This is a genomic window from Pseudescherichia sp. AS216, from assembly GCF_037152055.1.
Lineage (GTDB): Bacteria > Pseudomonadota > Gammaproteobacteria > Enterobacterales > Enterobacteriaceae > Pseudescherichia.
Window position 1 is genome coordinate 1 of sequence record NZ_JBBCMV010000011.1, and the last position, 18,028, is coordinate 18,028.

Sequence of the window (18,028 nt, forward strand, 5' to 3'; positions counted from 1 at the left end):
AAGAATCCATGTCTTCGAGTGCCCACACAGATTGTCTGATAAATTGTTAAAGAGCAGTGCAACGCGGCTTTCAGCTCACCGTTGCGAGGTGGCGTATATTACGCTTTCCTCTTTCAGAGTCAACCCTCAATTTCAGGATTTTTTACTCTTCAATCAACCCGGCTCATCGTGTGAAGTGATTCACATCCGCCGTGTCGATGGAGGCGCATTATAGGGAGTTCTCGAGCGCCCGCAATAGTTAAATTGCAGAAAAATGACTGACTGCTGCATTCCACAGCAAAACGCGGCCTTATACCTTTTTACGCACAGAGTTATCCACACCACTGCGAAAAATTGAAAATTTACGAGCGATGCGCAAACGTTTTCGTTAAAATGCCTTCGCTCATTCAAGGCGGCCCCTTGTGGGGCGTTAGCTGAGTTTTTAGCGAAAAATTCAGCTAACGCTCTCTGTAATGTTCAAATCCCGGGGATTTATACCATGCAACAACGTCCAGTCCGCCGCGCTCTGCTCAGTGTTTCTGATAAGGCCGGTATCGTCGAATTCGCTCAGGCACTCTCCCAGCGCGGCGTGGAGCTGCTCTCCACCGGCGGTACTGCCCGCCTGCTGGCAGATAAAGGCCTGCCGGTAACCGAAGTGTCCGATTACACCGGCTTCCCGGAAATGATGGATGGACGTGTAAAGACGCTGCACCCGAAAGTCCACGGCGGCATTCTTGGCCGTCGCGGTCAGGATGATGGGATCATGGCTCAGCATGGCATCGATCCTATCGATATGGTGGTAGTGAACCTTTATCCCTTTGCCGCGACCGTTGCCCGTGAAGGGTGCTCGCTGGAAGACGCCGTAGAGAATATCGATATCGGTGGCCCTACCATGGTGCGCTCCGCTGCCAAGAACCATAAAGACGTGGCGATTGTGGTAAAGAGCAGTGACTACGACGCCATTATTAAAGAGATGGATGCTCACGAAGGCTCGCTGACCCTTGAGACTCGTTTCGACCTCGCGATTAAAGCCTTCGAGCACACCGCCGCCTATGACAGCATGATCGCCAACTACTTTGGCAGCCTGGTTCCGGCGTACCACGGTGACACTAAAGAGCCCGCTGGCCGCTTCCCACGTACTCTTAACCTGAACTTTATTAAGAAGCAGGATATGCGTTACGGCGAAAACAGCCACCAGCAGGCTGCCTTCTATATAGAAGAAGGTGTTAAAGAGGCCTCCGTGGCGACGGCTACCCAAGTCCAGGGCAAAGCACTCTCCTATAACAATATCGCCGACACTGACGCGGCGCTGGAGTGCGTGAAAGAGTTCAACGAGCCGGCCTGTGTCATCGTTAAGCATGCGAACCCGTGCGGCGTGGCGGTAGGCGACTCTATTCTCAGCGCGTACGATCGCGCTTATAAAACCGATCCGACCTCGGCCTTCGGCGGCATCATTGCTTTTAACCGTGAGCTGGATGCTGATACCGCCCAGGCGATCATTTCTCGCCAGTTTGTTGAGGTGATCATTGCCCCTTCCGCGACGGAAGAGGCATTGAAGATTACCGCTGCTAAACAGAACGTCCGCGTCCTGACCTGCGGCAAGTGGGCCGAGCGTGTGGCAGGCCTCGATTTCAAACGCGTGAATGGCGGCCTGCTGGTTCAGGATCGCGACCTCGGCATGGTGACCAACAGCGAGCTGCGCGTGGTCAGTAAGCGCCAGCCGACCGAAGAAGAGATGCGCGATGCCCTCTTCTGCTGGAAAGTAGCCAAGTTTGTTAAATCCAACGCTATTGTGTACGCCAAAGAGAAGATGACCATCGGTATCGGCGCAGGACAGATGAGCCGCGTCTACTCCGCAAAAGTTGCCGGTATCAAAGCCAGTGACGAAGGGCTGGAAGTGAAAGGCTCCGCGATGGCCTCTGACGCCTTCTTCCCGTTCCGCGACGGTATTGATGCTGCGGCAGCCGTGGGCGTGACCTGCGTGATCCAACCGGGCGGCTCTATTCGCGATGATGAAGTCATTGCTGCCGCCGACGAGCACGGCATTGCGATGATCTTCACCGACATGCGCCACTTCCGCCATTAATTCACGGAGCAGAGAATGAAAGTATTAGTTATTGGTAACGGCGGACGCGAGCATGCCCTGGCGTGGAAAGCGGCCCAGTCCCCGCTGGTAAGCACCGTTTTTGTTGCGCCCGGCAACGCTGGTACGGCACTGGAGCCAGCCCTGCAGAACGTCGCCGTGAGCGCGACGGATATCCCTGCTTTGCTGAGCTTCGCCCAGAACGAAAAGATCGATCTGACTATCGTTGGCCCGGAAGCGCCGCTGGTGATTGGCGTGGTAGATGCATTCCAGGCTGCGGGACTGAAAATCTTTGGCCCGACTCAGGGTGCCGCCCAGCTTGAAGGCTCTAAAGCGTTTACTAAGGACTTCCTCGCTCGCCATAACATTCCCACCGCCGAGTATGAGAACTTTACCGAGGTTGAGCCTGCTCTGGCCTACCTGCGCGAGAAAGGCGCGCCGATCGTCATTAAAGCCGACGGTCTGGCTGCGGGTAAAGGCGTCATTGTGGCGATGACCCTGGAAGAGGCAGAAGCGGCGGTGCACGATATGCTGGCAGGCAACGCCTTTGGCGACGCGGGTCACCGCATCGTTATCGAAGAGTTCCTCGACGGTGAAGAGGCGAGCTTTATTGTCATGGTCGACGGCGAGCACGTGTTGCCGATGGCTACCAGTCAGGATCATAAGCGCGTAGGTAACGGTGATACCGGGCCGAACACCGGCGGAATGGGGGCTTACTCTCCTGCGCCGGTCGTCACCAGCGAGGTACATCAGCGCACCATGGATCGCGTGATCTGGCCAACCGTGAAAGGCATGGCAGCGGAAGGCAATACCTACGTGGGCTTCCTCTATGCTGGGTTGATGATCGATCGGCAGGGTAACCCGAAGGTGATCGAGTTCAACTGTCGATTTGGCGATCCAGAAACCCAGCCGATCATGCTGCGCATGAAATCCGATCTAGTGGAGCTCTGTCTGGCCGCCTGTGAAGGCAAGCTTGATGAGAAAACCTCGGAGTGGGACGATCGTGCCTCGCTGGGCGTGGTCATTGCCGCAGGTGGCTACCCGGGTAACTACCGCACCGGCGACGTGATCCACGGCCTGCCGCTGGAGAACATCGGCGGTAAGGTGTTCCATGCCGGTACTACGCTTGCTGACGACGACCAGGTGCTCACCAGCGGCGGACGCGTGCTCTGTGCCACCGCGCTGGGTAACACCGTCGCTGAAGCGCAGAAGAACGCCTATGCGCTAATGGCAGATATTCACTGGGAGGGCAGCTTCAGCCGCCAGGATATTGGCTATCGTGCTATTGCGCGCGAGCAGAAGCAGAGCTAACGCAACAGTTTCGCCAGCAGCGTTTTACGCGTAATTCCTAGCTGACGGGCGGCTTCACTCTTGTTGCCGCCCGTTTTCTCCAGCGCCGCGAGGATCACCCCTTTTTCAACTTCAACCAACGGCTGAATGGCAGTCGCTTTCGACTCTATGATAGGCATGTTAGCAATCGCCAACGGCAATTCGCGCTCAGAGATGTACTCCCCGGCCAGCAGAACGACCGAACGTTCGATGGCATTCTCCAGTTCACGAATATTTCCAGGCCAGCCATAGTGGATCAGGAGATCCATCGCCTGAGGGGTGAACCCTTTCACCACTTTGCGGTTACGCCCAGCAAAACGCTGAAGAAAATGTTCAGCCAGCAGTGGAATATCGTCCCGACGCTGGCGTAGTGCAGGCATATCAATAGTGACTACGTTCAGACGATAGTAGAGATCCTGGCGAAATCGGCCAGCGCTCACCTCTTCAACCAGATTACGATGGGTGGCGGCAATCAAGCGAACGTCAACGGAGAGCGTCTGGTTACTGCCTACCCGTTGCACCTCACGCTCCTGAATCGCCCTCAACAGCCGAACCTGCATCATTGGCGAAATATCGCCAATCTCATCAAGAAACAGCGTGCCGCCGTTGGCCTCAACAAAACGTCCTTCCCGGCGTTTATCTGCGCCGGTAAACGCCCCCTTTTCATGACCAAACAGTTCAGAATCCAGTAATGACTCATTAAGCGCTGCGCAGTTCAGCGTAACCAGCAGTTTGTCACAGCGTGAGCTACTGGCATGCAGCGCCCTGGCAACCTGCTCTTTACCGGTACCTGATTCGCCCTGAATCAATACTGTGGCATCGGAAGGGGCAACCATCGCAATCTCGCTAAGTAGCTGCCGCATCGCCGGACTTTTGCCGACCATGCCAAACCGTGTAGCAGAGACCTGAGGCAGATCGCTAACGTAGTTCCGCGTGTGTGCCAGCGCGCGCTTCAGCGTCTCCTGCAGGCTGTCAAAATCCAGCGGCTTGATCAAGTAGTCAAGCGCCCCGGTTTTAAGCGCCTCTACTGCGGTCTCCACGCTGGAGAAGGCCGTCATAATCAGCACTGGAATAGCCGGATTTAGCGCTCTGATCTCTTTGAGCGTTGTAATACCGTCCATCTCTGCCATGCGCACATCGCACAGCACCAGGTCAAAAACGCGCCCGCGCACCTGCTCAAGCGCAGCGCGCCCGCTGCATGCCAACGTCACGTTATAGCGCCAGCCCCGCAGTAGCGCCTGCAAAATCGTACCGTGGCTGACGTCATCATCAACCACCAGAACGTCGATTTTTCCATCTGTCATCCCTGTAAATCCTTACGTTTTGCGTTTATGGGTAGCCAGAGAGTGAAAATCGCCCCTGCCCTCGCCGGACTGGCAGCCTGAACAGTACCGGCATGCTGCTCAATAATGTTCTGCACCACCGCCAGTCCCAGACCAGTGCCGTCGGCTTTGGTCGTAAAATAAGGAGTAAAAATCGCCTCCAGCTGCTCTGGCGCGATCCCCTTCCCGCTATCGGTAACGGTAATTTTAACGCGACCAGCCCTGGCCTCACTCGCCTCAACGGTGATGACCCCCTTACGATCGATCGCATGTATCGCATTCAGGTAAAGATTCAGCAGTACCTGAGTTAATCTGTCCGGATCAGCCTGGACAGGCGGCAGCGTCGGTTTTGCCGTAAAACGCAGCTGGATTTCCCGGCTTTGTGCATCCTGGCTGACAAGCTGCAAAGAGTGGGCGATCGCATCGTTGAGATTTACCGCTTGCAGGGACAAATGCGCAGGCTTAACCAGCTCCAGCAGTTCGCTTACCACTCGATTTACGCGATCGGCCTCCTTTGCCATCACCTGTGCCAGTTCATACGCTTCGCCGCCTACGGGCGTGCGCTCTGCAAAATATTTTGCCAGCCCCTTAATAGAAGAGAGCGGATTACGGATTTCATGGGCCAAGCCCGCCGCCAAATGCCCGAGCGCCACCAGCCTCTCTTTACGGTTCATCTCATCCTGCAACTGCTGACGGGAACGCTGATACCGGCGATACCAGAAGAATGTCAGGAGCGTTGCCAGCAAGACCGTCGTCAGGGCGAACAGAACAGTGAGCATATTGCGCCGCTCTTGCGCTTGGGTCACTGCCAGTTCGCTGGCGTTGAGAGCGACAAAGATGGTCTGCTGTGCTGAAGGTGCACTCGCGCGAGGGCTATCGCAGCGCCGCATCCCCTCCCTTTCCGAAGCAAATAGCGGCTGGAAAGGACGAGAGATCTCTATTGCAGGCACCGAATTCCCCCTCTTATCTGTCGCCTTAATACGCCGCCACCGCACCTCTTCGCCTGAATGTAACCTCGGTATCTCATCGGTTGGGTAGCGTTTTTCGCCTACCATGCTGGGATCGCTGTGGGTAACAATGTTTCCCTGCGCATCCGTCACGGTAAACCAGAGTACGCCGGGCTGCCCGGCGAGCTCCTCCAGGAGCCTCTGCCGCTGGACAGTGTGCATCTGCATACCCATCCCTACTCGCGTCCCTGACTCCAGCGCCCGGATCAGCACGTTTCCTTTCTCCAGCAGCGTCTGGCGGGCCGCGTTGGTTTCCCGCCCATAGTTACGGATCACCATGACAGAAAACAGCCCTACCAGAATAAGAATGACAGCAGGTAGTCCACCGCTTAGCCATTTAGCTATCGTGTCCTTATGTCCTCGCATAAACGTATACGCTCTCTCTTGATGCCGATCCCTTTCCTGCTACAGCAGAAATCATGCCGCTTTTTACCGCCCATAACCCTGACCTTCGGCATAATCTACTGATACTGCTGAGTAAAAATGACCCGCAGGTTTGACCAAACGGGTCATTTTTACTCGCTTTAACACGTTAATTGCTGGCACAGCCCATCCGGCACGGGATGAATCTCCTGGCATGAAAGATGCAGTTCAAAGACTGAAACTAACCCCAAGAGGAGATATGATGAAACGGATTAACACACCGGGCCTGACGCTGCTTGCCCTCTCTCTGCTGGCATTAAGTTCCACTTCCGCCATAGCGCGCGACGCTGGCGCAGAGCAGCAAAATATCGGCCCGCTTAACGCCGAACAGCAAACGGCCGTACAGAAGATCCATACTGACTACTACACGCAGACCGACGCCCTGCGTCAGCAGTTAATGTCCAAGCGCTATGAGTACAACTCACTGCTAACCGCCAGCACGCCGGATAGCGCTAAAATCAGTGCGGTGGCAAAAGAGATAGAGTCCCTCCATCAGGCCCTGGATGAACAGCGAGTGAAACGGGATATTGCTATGGCACAGGCGGGTGTCTCGCGTGGCGCAGGAATGGGGTATGGTGGCTGTGGTGAAGGTCACTATGGCGGCAGCGGCCATATGGGGATGGACAACTGGTAAACCTGCTTTAAATCAGAAGGTTTTCTCATCAGGTTGCCAACGGCAGAAATCCTCATTTGCCACCAGCAATAGCTGCGTCCCTTCCGGCGCTTCCAGCCACGCAAGACTCACGTCCGCTGAAGAGTGCTGCTGACGACGCTGGATATGGCTTAGCGCCTGCGGTTCAAAATCAGGCTTGACGGTTTGGCCTTCACAGGTGGTTACCGAGCCGTCGCGGTGCCAGCGTCCCTGACGCAGCATCACCTGCCCCTGGCGTAGGGCATCGCTGGTCTGGCGGATCTGGTTGGCACGGTAGCGGTAGAGCGCGATCTGGTCGCTGGAGAGCTGCTGCTTCTGGCCGTTGACTTCTCGCTGCATAAAGCTGAGTTCGCCACGCTCGTCGAAGCGGGCACGAATGTGTTCCGGCGGGGTGCCGTAAACGTTGAGTTCGATCAGCGCCAGCCGATCGCCCTGCCAGCGATATTCGCTGATAGAGGTATCTCCGCTACGCCACGGGCTAAACGCCGTCAGAAGATGGACGGCATCTCCATCGTCCTTACGCCATATACGCACCGCGCCGTGGTCGCCTGCGTAGCCGCTGGCGGTAAAGGGCGGCAGCGAGTCACTATGGCTGCAGGCCGTCAGCAACAGCAGGCCCGCCAGCGTCAGGGTACGACGCCAGACAGACAAAAGGGGCGTAAACGCCCCCTCATCAAAACTGTTCGCTGTCACGCGGTCTTATTTAACTGCGTCTTTCAGAGCTTTGCCAGAAACAAATGCCGGCACGTTAGCTGCGGCGATTTTGATTTCGTTACCGGTCTGCGGGTTGCGGCCAGTACGCTCAGCGCGGTGGTTCACTTTGAAGGTTCCGAAACCAACCAGTTGTACAGCATCGCCTTCTTTCAGAGACTCAGTAATAGCAGCCAGGGTGGATTCCAGGGCAGCTTTCGCCTGTACTTTAGACAGGTCAGCCTTGTCTGCAATTACATCAATCAGTTGAGTCTTGTTCATAAGTTATCCTTACAATGTGTTTATCGCTTGCTAAGCATCGAGTGCGACGAAAATGCCAGAAAAGCACTCTCCTGCATACACGCACCGATAGCCACTTTTTTTCGCCCTCCAAATGTAGACCAGACGGGGGGCCAATGGGAAGCCTTCCAGTGAGACAAAACAGGCGTTAAATCACGTTTTGTTGCCTCATTGCTGCAAAAGTATACCAATATTACTCTCACCCGCCTCGCGTAAGTCCGCACGTAGCCCTTTAATCAGCTCAATATCGCGTTCTTCGCAGTCAGCCAAAAGTCGGAATATTTCCCACTGAATGTCCCACTCCTGCTCTACGGCCGGGTTCGCTTTCAGCTCTTCATCGGTCATTTCGCGACCGGCGTGGGTCATCTCCAGCATCGCTACCGTGGTGATAGAGGTTTTGCTTACCTCAATGGTGTGCTCCAGCGTTTCACCGCTCAGGCGTGAGTGCACCAGCTCGCTTAAGGCGACGCAGGCATCGATGGCCGGATAGACGCCATAGAGATCGTAATCCTCTGCCGCCGGGATCGCCTCTTCCAGCTTCTCCAGCTGGCTGTCGAAATTCACCTTCGCGTCTTTCACCGTCAGCGTCTCCCAAATAAGGTCAACAATGCGGCGATAAAGCTGCGCGTCACCGAAGCCGGTCTGCTGGCAGAACATGGCGTAGTTGGGATACATGCGCTCGCACAGGCAGGCCATAAAGGTGACGTGCTGCCAACTCTCCAGCCTCTCCAGGCGCAGGTGAATAGGGTTTTGTAACATGGTGAATTCTCGCTATCGGAAATTAGCCGCAGTGTACCTGAATCAGGGCTGAATTTCCTGCCATCGCATAAATGCCGGACGCCGCGATGCAACGGCATCGGCCCAGCGCGTGGGTTCCGGTAGACGGTAGCCTTGCGTGCAGCGTTGAACCCACGCCAGGGCGCTGTCCACGCTCACCCGATGACCGGTCGCGACAAACAGCGGATTACAGCGCGCTTTGCTGCGCCATACCCACGCCAGCTGCTCGCCTTTGTCCATTAGCGGCGCGAGTGCGCCTGGCTCAGGCGAGAGCGGCTCAAACTTGCCGCACAGGCGTTTCTTCGCCACGCCGATGGTCGGCACGTCCACCAGCAGGCCAAAGTGGCTGGCGACGCCAAGACGGCGCGGGTGTGAGATACCGTGTCCGTCAACAAACAGCAGATCGGGTTTTTGCGATAGCATATCCCACGCCGCCATCAGCGCGGGATATTCACGGAAAGAGAGAAAGCCGGGGATATAGGGCATGGTGGTGGCAATACGCGCAATCTGGTACTCCACCAGCTCCAGCGACGGGTACTTCAGCAGTACCATCGCTGCTCGGGTCACTTCACCACCCTGCTCAAAGCCAACGTCAGCGCCGCCGATAAACGCCGGGGGATCGCTGATAAAACGATCCTCGCGGATCACCGATGAGGCAAGTTCGATTTGCTGAGCGCGTAGCGACGCGAGATCCATATATGCTCCTTAGCGGTGATATTGCTCCGAGAGACGATGCACCGCTTCTACAAATGCGCCCGCATGTTCAGGCGGCACATCCTGATGAATACCGTGACCGAGGTTAAAGACGTGGCCTTCGCCCTGGCCGAAACCAGAAAGTATAGTCGCTACTTCTTCTTCGATGCGGGCCGGAGGTGCATAGAGCATCGAGGGATCCATATTACCTTGCAGCGCTACCTTGTGCCCTACGCGACGGCGGGCGTCGGCGATATCAATGGTCCAGTCGAGGCCCAGCGCATCACAGCCGGTCTCCGCCATTGCCTCTAACCACTGTCCACCGCCTTTGGTAAACAGGGTAACCGGCACGCGGCGCCCTTCGTTTTCCCGCAGCAGGCCATCAACGATCTTATGCATGTAGTAGAGCGAGAACTGCTGATAGTCGCGTCCGGTCAGCACCCCGCCCCAGGTATCAAAAATCATTACCGACTGCGCACCGGCTTTAATCTGCGCGTTGAGATAGAGCGTGACGCTCTTCGCCAGCTTCTCCAGCAGCGCATGCAGGGTTTGCGGCTCGGCATACATCATCTTCTTGATCTTAGTGAAGGCCTTGCTGCTACCGCCCTCGACCATATAGGTCGCCAGCGTCCACGGGCTGCCGGAGAAACCAATCAGCGGCACTTCCCCTTTCAGCTCGCGGCGGATGGTGCGCACGGCGTTCATCACATAGCCCAGCTCCTGCTCCGGATCGGGAACAGGGAGCCGCTCAACGTCGGCTTTGCCGGTAATCGGCAGGCTAAAACGCGGGCCTTCCCCGGCTTCAAAGTAGAGTCCCAGCCCCATGGCATCCGGGATGGTCAGGATATCTGAGAACAGAATGGCGGCATCAAGGGGGTAGCGACGCAGCGGCTGCAGCGTAACCTCACAGGCCAGCTCGGCGTTTTTGCACAGCGACATAAAATCGCCTGCCTGGGCACGCGTGGCTTTGTACTCCGGCAGATAGCGCCCGGCCTGTCTCATCATCCATACCGGCGTGATATCCACGGGCTGGCGCAGCAGCGCGCGCAGGTAACGATCGTTTTTCAATTCGGTCATTTTGCAATTCCTCAATGCGTCAGACCGTTATTGTAACACGCCGCTCTATGCTTCACTCATACTCTGCCGGACCCTCATATTCTGTACGACATAGCGCGACCGTGTCCTCAATCAGCCGACGCGCTACCGTGCCCGGCGGTGGCAGCAGCGGCAGCTGGTCGTAGCGATACCAGCCCGCGTCCAGCAGCTCGTTAGGGTCGATGACGATCTCGCCGCTGTCATACTCGGCCATAAAGGCGGTCATCAGCGACTGGGGGAACGGCCACGGCTGGGAAGTCACATAGCGCAGGTTTTTTACCCGGATACCGCTCTCCTCCATGACTTCGCGGGCAACGGTCTGCTCCAGAGTCTCTCCCACCTCAACAAAACCTGCGAGCACGGTGTAGATCCCGTTGCGATGGCGGGTATGCTGGGCCAGCAGAATGTGGTCATCGCGGCGGATCGCGACGATAATGCAGGGAGCAATCTGCGGGTAGTAGCGCTCGCGACAGCCGCCGCACAGCATCGCCCACTCGGTTTTGCTGGGATGCATGGTGTGCCCGCAGTAGCCGCAGAACGTATGCGAACGGTAGAACTCCGCCAGCTGTACGCCACGCCCGGCAAGCTGGAACAGACCGACCTCCTGATCCATCAGCTGGCGTACCGAGCCCATATCCTGACGCCGGTGCTGACGAACCAGCCACACGGACTCACCTTGCCACTCGCCGATAATTAACCCGCGCTGGCCCACAAGATCAAAATTAACTGCCTCGCCGTGTGGTAATTCTCCAGCGGGCAACCATAATTTTTGTTCATGGCTGACGATCCACCAGCCCTGATCGGTTAATTCGATGACACGTTCCATAATCTGTTGCACTACCTTAGCGACACTGGCATGTTGGTTACATCATTTTTACATATTTTGGGTGAACACTTTTTTTTCTTAAACCACGGAGTTAATCATGCTAAACCACCTGGAAAGCCTGACGGCGCGCGTAGGCGGAAGTAATACACTAGTCGATCACTGGCTACAGGTGCGCAAGCATTTGCTGGTATCGTACTACAACCTGGTGGGCATTAAGCCGGGCAAGGAGTCCTTTACAGAGCTGGATGAGAAGGCCCTGGACGATTTTTGCCACAATCTGGTCGATTATCTGTCTGCCGGACACTTTAGTATTTATGAACAAATTATCAGCGAAATGGAAGGGAGCAGCCCGCTTTTAGCGGCCACGCAAATCTATCCGCAGCTGGAAGCCAATACCCAGCAGATCATGAGCTACTACGACTCAAATCTTGAGAATGCCATTGACGATGATAACTGCCTGGAGTTCCAGGAAGCGCTGTCTGGCATTGGCGAAGCGCTGGCGGCACGCTTTACGCTGGAGGATCAGCTGATCGTGCTGGCGTTCGATTTCAACCTGGCAGAGAGCGCTAACGACGACAGCAACATCGCTCGCCCTGCTTGAGTTCTTAAGCATTAACGCGTAGTTTAATTTACCTGCCCCCTGCAACACGGGGGTTTTTCTTGTCGGAGTGCCGAGTGCGTAAGCACCGGCTGAGACCGTTAATTCGGGATCCGCGGAACCTGATCAGGTTAGAACCTGCGAAGGGAACAAGAGTCAATCTGCTGGCGTGTGCCTCTCCGGGCTACACGCATCCTCTTGCTTCATCCGTCGTTCTGACAAGCCACGTCCTTAACTTTTTATGGAATGAGCTATGTCTGAGTCTGCTATTAAACCTACCCGCCGTGAACAGCGCGCCGCTGCCCAGCACTTTATCAACACGCTGGAGGGCACCACCTTTCCCAATTCAAAACGTATCTATATCCAGGGTTCGCAGAGCGATATCCGCGTGCCAATGCGTGAGATCCAGCTTAGCCCGACGCTTATCGGCGGCAGCAAAGCCGAGCCGCAGTTTGAAGAGAACGAGGCGATCCCGGTATATGACACCTCTGGCCCCTATGGCGATCCTGACGTTGCGATCGACGTAGAGAAAGGGATCGCGAAGATCCGATCCGCATGGATCGCCGCCCGCGCCGGGAAGTGCGTCACCCAGCTGCACTACGCTCGCCAGGGGATCGTGACGCCGGAGATGGAGTTTATCGCCCTGCGTGAAAATATGGGCCGGGAGCGTATTCGTGGCGAGGTGCTGCGCCGCCAGCATCCGGGCGAAGGCTTTGGCGCACGCCTGCCGGAGAATATCACCCCGGAGTTTGTCCGCGACGAGGTCGCCGCCGGGCGCGCCATTATTCCTGCCAACATCAACCACCCCGAATCTGAACCGATGATCATCGGCCGCAACTTCCTGGTGAAGGTCAACGCCAACATCGGCAACTCGGCGGTGACCTCCTCCATTGAAGAGGAGGTGGAGAAGCTGGTGTGGGCCACCCGCTGGGGCGCGGACACGGTGATGGATCTCTCCACCGGCCGCAATATCCATGAAACGCGGGAGTGGATCCTGCGTAACAGCCCGGTCCCAATTGGTACCGTCCCTATCTACCAGGCGCTGGAGAAGGTCAACGGCATCGCCGAGAATCTCTCCTGGGAAACCTTCCGCGAAACGCTGCTTGAGCAGGCCGAGCAGGGCGTGGACTACTTCACCATTCACGCAGGCGTGCTGCTGCGCTACGTGCCGATGACCGCTAATCGCCTTACCGGCATTGTATCGCGCGGCGGCTCGATCATGGCCAAGTGGTGCCTCTCCCACCATCAGGAGAACTTCCTGTATCAGCACTTCCGCGAAATCTGCGAAATCTGCGCCGCCTGGGACGTCTCCCTGTCGTTAGGCGATGGCCTGCGCCCAGGCTCAATTCAGGATGCCAACGACGAGGCGCAGTTTGCCGAGCTGCATACCCTGGGCGAGCTGACCAAAATCGCCTGGGAGTACGATGTGCAGGTGATGATCGAAGGTCCGGGCCACGTGCCGATGCAGATGATCCGCCGCAACATGACCGAAGAGCTGGAGCACTGCCATGAAGCGCCGTTCTATACTCTCGGACCGTTGACCACCGACATCGCCCCGGGCTATGACCACTTCACCTCGGGTATTGGCGCGGCGATGATTGGCTGGTTTGGCTGCGCCATGCTCTGCTACGTCACGCCAAAAGAGCACCTCGGCCTGCCGAACAAAGAAGATGTGAAGCAGGGGCTGATCACCTACAAGATCGCCGCCCACGCCGCCGACCTTGCCAAAGGCCATCCTGGGGCGCAGATCCGCGATAACGCCATGTCAAAAGCCCGCTTCGAGTTCCGCTGGGAGGATCAGTTTAACCTCGCGCTCGATCCCTTCACCGCCCGCGCCTACCACGATGAGACCCTGCCCCAGGAGTCCGGCAAGGTGGCCCACTTCTGCTCCATGTGCGGACCCAAATTCTGCTCAATGAAGATAAGCCAAGAGGTGCGGGACTACGCTGCGGCTCAGGCGATTGAAGTGGGCATGAACGATATGTCGAACGACTTCCGCGCCCGCGGCGGCGAGATCTATCTCAAAAAGGAGGAGGTCTGATGTATCAGCCTGATTTCCCACCGGTGCCCTTCCGCCTGGGGCTCTATCCGGTTGTCGACAGTGTGATGTGGATTGAGCGCCTGCTGGAGGCGGGCGTGCGCACCCTTCAGCTGCGGATCAAAGATAAGCAGGACCATGAGGTAGAAGCCGACGTCGTGGCAGCCATTGCGCTAGGCAAGCGCTACGCGGCCCGGCTGTTTATCAACGACTACTGGCGGCTGGCGATTAAACATAGTGCTTATGGCGTGCATTTGGGGCAGGAGGATCTGGAGACAACCGACCTCAGCGCGATCCGCAACGCAGGTCTGCGCCTGGGCGTCTCCACCCATGATGATATGGAGATTGACGTTGCGCTGGCCGCTCGCCCCTCCTATATCGCCCTTGGTCATGTCTTCCCGACCCAGACCAAGCAGATGCCCTCCGCGCCGCAGGGGCTGGCGCAGCTGACAAGCCACGTTACGCGACTGAAAGATTATCCCACGGTGGCCATCGGCGGCATTAGCCTCGCGCACGCGCCGCAGGTGCTGGCAACCGGTGTCGGCAGCATTGCGGTGGTGAGCGCCATTACCCAGGCCGCAGACTGGCGCCTGGCTACCCAACAGCTTATCGATCTGGCGGGGGTGGGCGATGAATGACAGCGATTTTATGCGCTACAGCCGGCAGATCCTGCTGGAGGATATTGCCATCGACGGACAGCGCAAGCTGCTCGCCAGCCGGGTACTGATTATTGGCCTTGGCGGCTTAGGCTCCCCTGCCGCGCTCTATCTGGCGGCGGCCGGGGCGGGGACGCTGGTGCTGGCGGACGATGACGCGGTGCACCTGAGCAACCTGCAGCGGCAGATTATGTTTACCAGCGACGATATCAATCAGCCCAAAGCCGACGCGGCCCGCCAGCGCTTACAGCGGCTCAATCCACACGTTGAGCTGATTACCCTGAAGACGCGTCTGGAGGGTGAGGCGCTCCGTCAGCAGGTGGCCCAGGCCGACGTGGTGCTCGACTGCACCGATAACATGGCGGCGCGCCAGGCGATTAACGCCGCCTGCGTGGCGCTGAACACTCCGCTGATCACCGCCAGCGCCGTGGGGTTTGGCGGTCAGCTGATGGTGCTTACCCCGCCGTGGGCGCACGGCTGTTACCGCTGCCTGTGGTCGGACGATGACGAACCTCAGCGCAACTGCCGCACGGCGGGCGTAATAGGCCCGGTGGTCGGGATGATGGGCACGCTGCAGGCGCTGGAGGCGTTAAAGCTGCTCAGCGGCATGGCGGTGGCAGAGGGCGAGCTACGGCTGTTTGACGGGCGCAAGCACCACTGGCGCACGCTGGGACTACAGCGGGCGGCGGGCTGTCCGGTTTGCGGAGGAGACGATGCGCATCCTCTTCAATGACGAGCCGATGCAGTGTGCGGAGGCGCTAACCCTGTACGGGCTGCTGGCGCAGCTTAACCAGCTCAAGCCGGGAACGGCGCTGGCGCTGAACCAGCAGGTTATTCCCCGCGATCGCTGGGATCATCATCAACTGCGGGACGGCGATCGGATCCTGCTTTTTCAGGTTATCGCCGGAGGCTGACATGTTACGTATTGCAGACAAAACCTTTGAATCACACCTGTTTACTGGAACAGGCAAGTTTGCCTCATCGCAGCTGATGACCGACGCGATTCAGGCCTCGGGCAGCCAGCTGGTCACCCTGGCAATGAAACGCGTCGACCTGCGCCAGCGCAACGATGCGATCCTCGCCCCGCTGCTGGAGGCCGGGGTAACACTGCTGCCGAACACCTCCGGGGCGAAAACGGCCGAAGAGGCGGTGTTTGCCGCCCGGCTGGCTCGCGAGGCGCTGGGCACCCACTGGTTGAAGCTGGAGATCCACCCGGATGCACGCTGGCTGCTGCCCGATCCGGTCGAGACCCTGAAGGCAGCAGAGATGCTGGTCAAAGAGGGCTTCGTGGTGCTGCCCTATTGCAGCGCCGATCCGGTGCTGTGCCGACGGCTGGAGGAGGCAGGCTGCGCCGCCGTGATGCCGCTCGGTTCACCGATAGGATCTAACCAGGGCCTGGCCACCCGCGCCATGCTGGAGATTATCATCGCCCAGGCACGGGTGCCGGTAGTGGTCGATGCCGGGATTGGTACCCCCAGCCACGCGGCTGAGGCGCTGGAGATGGGGGCCAGCGCGGTGCTGGTGAATACCGCCATTGCCGTCGCTAACGATCCGGTGGCAATGGCCCGTGCGTTCAAGCTGGCCGTTGAAGCCGGACGACTGGCGCGCCAGGCGGGGCCGGGGGCGGTCAACAGCGTTGCCAGCGCCACCAGCCCGCTGACCGGCTTTCTGGAGACGAGCATATGAAGACCTTCAGCGACTACTGGCGACAGCTTAACTGGGACGATATCCGGCTACGCATCCACAGTAAGACCCGCGCCGACGTTGAGCGAGCATTAGCGGCTACCCAGCTGACCCGCGATGACATGATGGCCCTGCTCTCTCCTGCCGCCAGCGACTACCTTGAGCCGCTGGCCCAGCGGTCGCAGCGTCTTACCCGCCAGCGCTTTGGCAACGCCGTCGGCCTCTACGTCCCGCTCTATCTCTCTAACCTGTGCGCCAACGACTGCACCTACTGCGGCTTCTCCATGAGCAACCGCATCAAACGTAAGACCCTGGACGAAGCGGAGATCCTGCGCGAGTGCGCGGCGATCCGCGAGATGGGCTTTGAACATCTCCTGTTAGTGACTGGGGAGCATCAGACAAAAGTGGGAATGGACTACTTTCGCCGCCATTTCCCGACTATTCGCCGCCAGTTCGCCTCATTGCAGATGGAGGTACAGCCGCTGTCGCAGGCGGAGTATGCCGAGCTTAAGGCCCTGGGCTTAGACGGGGTGATGGTCTATCAGGAGACCTATCATGAGGCAACCTATGCCCGCCATCACCTGAAGGGCAACAAGCAGGATTTCTTCTGGCGGCTGGAGACACCGGACCGGCTTGGTCGGGCGGGAATCGACAGGATTGGCCTTGGCGCGCTGGTGGGTCTCTCCGACAGCTGGCGGGTGGATTGCTACATGGTGGCGGAGCATCTGCTCTGGCTCCAGCAGCACTACTGGCAGAGCCGCTACTCTATCTCCTTCCCACGCCTGCGTCCGTGCGCAGGAGGCATTGAACCCGCCTCGCTGATGGATGAGCGCCAGCTGGTGCAGACCATCTGCGCCTTCCGCCTGCTGGCACCCGACGTGGAGCTGTCTCTCTCTACGCGGGAGTCGCCGTGGTTCCGCGATCGTGTTGTGCCGCTGGGCATCACCAGCGTCAGCGCCTTCTCGAAAACCCAGCCCGGTGGCTATGCTGACAATCACCCTGAGCTGGAGCAGTTCGCGCCGCACGACGGTCGCCGTCCGGAGGAGGTAGCCAGCGCCCTGCTGCGCAACGGCCTGCAACCGGTGTGGAAAGACTGGGACAGCCATCTCGGGCGAACGGATCCCGTTCGTAAGAATTGTTTGTGATACTCCACACACAATCACGGTAAAGCGGTTGTTGAACCAGACGGTGGGATTAATGTTTATTTATCCCATCGTTGTCGAGGCTGGCTATGAAAAACATTGTCTTATGCTGTGCAGCGGGTATGTCCACCAGCATGTTGGTTCAACGCATGAAAGAGGCGGCGCAGAAAAAAGGCGTCGAGGTCTCTATCAAAGCGGTACCGGTTTCCGAGTTCAAGGAGAACCTTGCCGAGGCCGATATCATCCTGCTGGGTCCACAGGTGAAGTATGAGCAGGCGAAACTGCAGGCGCAGGCGGATCCGCTGGGCAAGAAGGTCGCGGTAATCGATATGATGGACTACGGCATGATGAAGGGTGACGTCGTGCTGGATAAAGCGCTCAAGCTGCTGGAGTCATAATGGAAGACTTAGAAACAACAATCATGGAACTGCTGGTCAACGCAGGCGCGGCACGTAGCGCTGCCCTGACGGCATTACAGATGGCACGCAAAGGGGAATTTGACGAAGCCGAAAAGGCAATGGAAGAGTCGCGCGAATACGTTAAGCATGCGCACAGAATCCAGACCGAGCTGATAGGCCTGGACGAAGGCGTGGGCAAACTGCCGGTTAACCTGATCACCGTTCACTCTCAGGACCACCTGATGAATGCGATGGTAATTCAGGATCTGGCCGGGGATATGATCGAGCTGTATCGACGACTGCCAGCCATACAGTAACTCGTGTGTTCGTAGGCCGG

The 18,028-nt window shown here is 57.8% G+C and carries 20 protein-coding genes and 1 riboswitch; of the genes, 12 read left to right on the plus strand and 8 right to left on the minus strand.

Features of this window, described 5'->3' with window-relative positions:
• Positions 1-478: 478 nt before the first annotated feature.
• The gene (purH, locus tag WFN61_RS20165) at positions 479-2,065 is read left to right on the plus strand and encodes a bifunctional phosphoribosylaminoimidazolecarboxamide formyltransferase/IMP cyclohydrolase (protein ID WP_337039135.1); all 1,587 of its coding nucleotides are present in this window, start codon (positions 479-481) and stop codon (positions 2,063-2,065) included.
• Positions 2,066-2,080: 15 nt separating this feature from the next.
• Entirely contained in the window at positions 2,081-3,373 is a 1,293-nt protein-coding gene (gene purD, locus WFN61_RS20170; RefSeq protein WP_312273809.1) for a phosphoribosylamine--glycine ligase, read from the plus strand.
• On the opposite strand, the gene zraR is transcribed toward purD, so the two are convergent.
• Both zraR and zraS read right to left on the minus strand, forming a co-directional pair.
• Complete coding sequence (gene zraR / locus WFN61_RS20175; protein ID WP_257759210.1) at positions 3,370-4,695, minus strand: sigma-54-dependent response regulator transcription factor ZraR; 1,326 nt, start codon at positions 4,693-4,695, stop codon at positions 3,370-3,372. The genes purD and zraR overlap by 4 nt on opposite strands.
• Positions 4,692-6,086, minus strand: a complete 1,395-nt coding sequence (zraS, locus tag WFN61_RS20180; protein WP_337039136.1) for a two-component system sensor histidine kinase ZraS — start codon at positions 6,084-6,086, stop codon at positions 4,692-4,694. Before zraS ends, zraR begins: the two co-directional genes overlap by 4 nt.
• Positions 6,087-6,345: 259 nt before the next feature.
• Between zraS and zraP the strand changes: the two genes are divergently transcribed.
• On the plus strand, positions 6,346-6,777 hold the full coding sequence (gene zraP / locus WFN61_RS20185; protein WP_144819401.1) for a zinc resistance sensor/chaperone ZraP: 432 nt from the start codon (positions 6,346-6,348) through the stop codon (positions 6,775-6,777).
• Between the two features lie 12 nt (positions 6,778-6,789).
• On the opposite strand, the gene WFN61_RS20190 is transcribed toward zraP, so the two are convergent.
• The 6 genes from WFN61_RS20190 to nudC form a co-directional block, all read right to left on the minus strand.
• Complete coding sequence (locus WFN61_RS20190; protein WP_144819400.1) at positions 6,790-7,488, minus strand: DUF1481 domain-containing protein; 699 nt, start codon at positions 7,486-7,488, stop codon at positions 6,790-6,792.
• Between the two features lie 6 nt (positions 7,489-7,494).
• Positions 7,495-7,767 carry a nucleoid-associated protein HU-alpha gene (gene hupA, locus WFN61_RS20195; RefSeq protein WP_032615913.1) on the minus strand — a complete coding sequence of 91 codons (273 nt, stop codon included), beginning with the start codon at positions 7,765-7,767 and terminating at the stop codon, positions 7,495-7,497.
• Positions 7,768-7,953: 186 nt separating this feature from the next.
• Entirely contained in the window at positions 7,954-8,544 is a 591-nt protein-coding gene (locus WFN61_RS20200) for a YjaG family protein (protein ID WP_144819399.1), read from the minus strand.
• A 42-nt stretch (positions 8,545-8,586) separates the two neighbouring features.
• A complete protein-coding gene (gene nfi, locus WFN61_RS20205; RefSeq protein ID WP_144819398.1) occupies positions 8,587-9,258 on the minus strand; it encodes a deoxyribonuclease V in 672 nt (223 codons plus the stop codon).
• A 9-nt stretch (positions 9,259-9,267) separates the two neighbouring features.
• A complete protein-coding gene (hemE, locus tag WFN61_RS20210; protein WP_042395570.1) occupies positions 9,268-10,332 on the minus strand; it encodes a uroporphyrinogen decarboxylase in 1,065 nt (354 codons plus the stop codon).
• A 52-nt stretch (positions 10,333-10,384) separates the two neighbouring features.
• Positions 10,385-11,176, minus strand: coding sequence for an NAD(+) diphosphatase (gene nudC, locus WFN61_RS20215; RefSeq protein ID WP_144819397.1), 792 nt, complete (start codon positions 11,174-11,176; stop codon positions 10,385-10,387).
• Between the two features lie 97 nt (positions 11,177-11,273).
• Here nudC and rsd point away from each other — a divergent pair, with 97 nt between their 5' ends.
• From rsd to WFN61_RS20260, 9 genes are all read left to right on the plus strand, one after another.
• Positions 11,274-11,777: a sigma D regulator gene (rsd, locus tag WFN61_RS20220; RefSeq protein ID WP_144819396.1), complete on the plus strand. Its 504-nt coding sequence runs from the start codon at positions 11,274-11,276 to the stop codon at positions 11,775-11,777.
• A 53-nt stretch (positions 11,778-11,830) separates the two neighbouring features.
• Positions 11,831-11,940: riboswitch (TPP riboswitch) on the plus strand.
• An 87-nt stretch (positions 11,941-12,027) separates the two neighbouring features.
• Positions 12,028-13,815: a phosphomethylpyrimidine synthase ThiC gene (thiC, locus tag WFN61_RS20225; RefSeq protein ID WP_312178259.1), complete on the plus strand. Its 1,788-nt coding sequence runs from the start codon at positions 12,028-12,030 to the stop codon at positions 13,813-13,815.
• A complete protein-coding gene (thiE, locus tag WFN61_RS20230) occupies positions 13,815-14,450 on the plus strand; it encodes a thiamine phosphate synthase (RefSeq protein WP_257759204.1) in 636 nt (211 codons plus the stop codon). The genes thiC and thiE overlap by 1 nt, the downstream gene beginning before the upstream one ends.
• On the plus strand, positions 14,443-15,201 hold the full coding sequence (locus WFN61_RS20235) for a HesA/MoeB/ThiF family protein (protein WP_337039137.1): 759 nt from the start codon (positions 14,443-14,445) through the stop codon (positions 15,199-15,201). The genes thiE and WFN61_RS20235 overlap by 8 nt, the downstream gene beginning before the upstream one ends.
• On the plus strand, positions 15,182-15,382 hold the full coding sequence (gene thiS / locus WFN61_RS20240) for a sulfur carrier protein ThiS (protein ID WP_144819392.1): 201 nt from the start codon (positions 15,182-15,184) through the stop codon (positions 15,380-15,382). Before WFN61_RS20235 ends, thiS begins: the two co-directional genes overlap by 20 nt.
• Position 15,383: 1 nt before the next feature.
• Complete coding sequence (gene thiG / locus WFN61_RS20245) at positions 15,384-16,154, plus strand: thiazole synthase (protein ID WP_337039138.1); 771 nt, start codon at positions 15,384-15,386, stop codon at positions 16,152-16,154.
• Positions 16,151-17,296 carry a 2-iminoacetate synthase ThiH gene (gene thiH / locus WFN61_RS20250; RefSeq protein WP_337039139.1) on the plus strand — a complete coding sequence of 382 codons (1,146 nt, stop codon included), beginning with the start codon at positions 16,151-16,153 and terminating at the stop codon, positions 17,294-17,296. The genes thiG and thiH overlap by 4 nt, the downstream gene beginning before the upstream one ends.
• Positions 17,297-17,382: 86 nt before the next feature.
• Entirely contained in the window at positions 17,383-17,691 is a 309-nt protein-coding gene (locus WFN61_RS20255) for a PTS sugar transporter subunit IIB (protein ID WP_144819389.1), read from the plus strand.
• Entirely contained in the window at positions 17,691-18,008 is a 318-nt protein-coding gene (locus WFN61_RS20260) for a PTS lactose/cellobiose transporter subunit IIA (protein WP_312235541.1), read from the plus strand. The genes WFN61_RS20255 and WFN61_RS20260 overlap by 1 nt, the downstream gene beginning before the upstream one ends.
• The last annotated feature ends 20 nt before the right edge of the window (positions 18,009-18,028 follow it).

Bases quoted from the DNA above. Each gene is read 5' to 3' on its own strand.
- thiH (WP_337039139.1), top strand. From the start codon at position 16,151: ATGAAGACCTTCAGCGACTACTGGCGACAGCTTAACTGGGACGATATC.
- zraR (WP_257759210.1), bottom strand. From the start codon at position 4,695: ATGACAGATGGAAAAATCGACGTTCTGGTGGTTGATGATGACGTCAGC.
- zraS (WP_337039136.1), bottom strand. From the start codon at position 6,086: ATGCGAGGACATAAGGACACGATAGCTAAATGGCTAAGCGGTGGACTA.
- thiE (WP_257759204.1), top strand. From the start codon at position 13,815: ATGTATCAGCCTGATTTCCCACCGGTGCCCTTCCGCCTGGGGCTCTAT.
- rsd (WP_144819396.1), top strand. From the start codon at position 11,274: ATGCTAAACCACCTGGAAAGCCTGACGGCGCGCGTAGGCGGAAGTAAT.
- thiS (WP_144819392.1), top strand. From the start codon at position 15,182: ATGCGCATCCTCTTCAATGACGAGCCGATGCAGTGTGCGGAGGCGCTA.
- hemE (WP_042395570.1), bottom strand. From the start codon at position 10,332: ATGACCGAATTGAAAAACGATCGTTACCTGCGCGCGCTGCTGCGCCAG.
- WFN61_RS20235 (WP_337039137.1), top strand. From the start codon at position 14,443: ATGAATGACAGCGATTTTATGCGCTACAGCCGGCAGATCCTGCTGGAG.
- purH (WP_337039135.1), top strand. From the start codon at position 479: ATGCAACAACGTCCAGTCCGCCGCGCTCTGCTCAGTGTTTCTGATAAG.
- thiC (WP_312178259.1), top strand. From the start codon at position 12,028: ATGTCTGAGTCTGCTATTAAACCTACCCGCCGTGAACAGCGCGCCGCT.
- nudC (WP_144819397.1), bottom strand. From the start codon at position 11,176: ATGGAACGTGTCATCGAATTAACCGATCAGGGCTGGTGGATCGTCAGC.
- nfi (WP_144819398.1), bottom strand. From the start codon at position 9,258: ATGGATCTCGCGTCGCTACGCGCTCAGCAAATCGAACTTGCCTCATCG.
- hupA (WP_032615913.1), bottom strand. From the start codon at position 7,767: ATGAACAAGACTCAACTGATTGATGTAATTGCAGACAAGGCTGACCTG.
- WFN61_RS20200 (WP_144819399.1), bottom strand. From the start codon at position 8,544: ATGTTACAAAACCCTATTCACCTGCGCCTGGAGAGGCTGGAGAGTTGG.
- thiG (WP_337039138.1), top strand. From the start codon at position 15,384: ATGTTACGTATTGCAGACAAAACCTTTGAATCACACCTGTTTACTGGA.
- WFN61_RS20260 (WP_312235541.1), top strand. From the start codon at position 17,691: ATGGAAGACTTAGAAACAACAATCATGGAACTGCTGGTCAACGCAGGC.
- zraP (WP_144819401.1), top strand. From the start codon at position 6,346: ATGAAACGGATTAACACACCGGGCCTGACGCTGCTTGCCCTCTCTCTG.
- WFN61_RS20255 (WP_144819389.1), top strand. From the start codon at position 17,383: ATGAAAAACATTGTCTTATGCTGTGCAGCGGGTATGTCCACCAGCATG.
- purD (WP_312273809.1), top strand. From the start codon at position 2,081: ATGAAAGTATTAGTTATTGGTAACGGCGGACGCGAGCATGCCCTGGCG.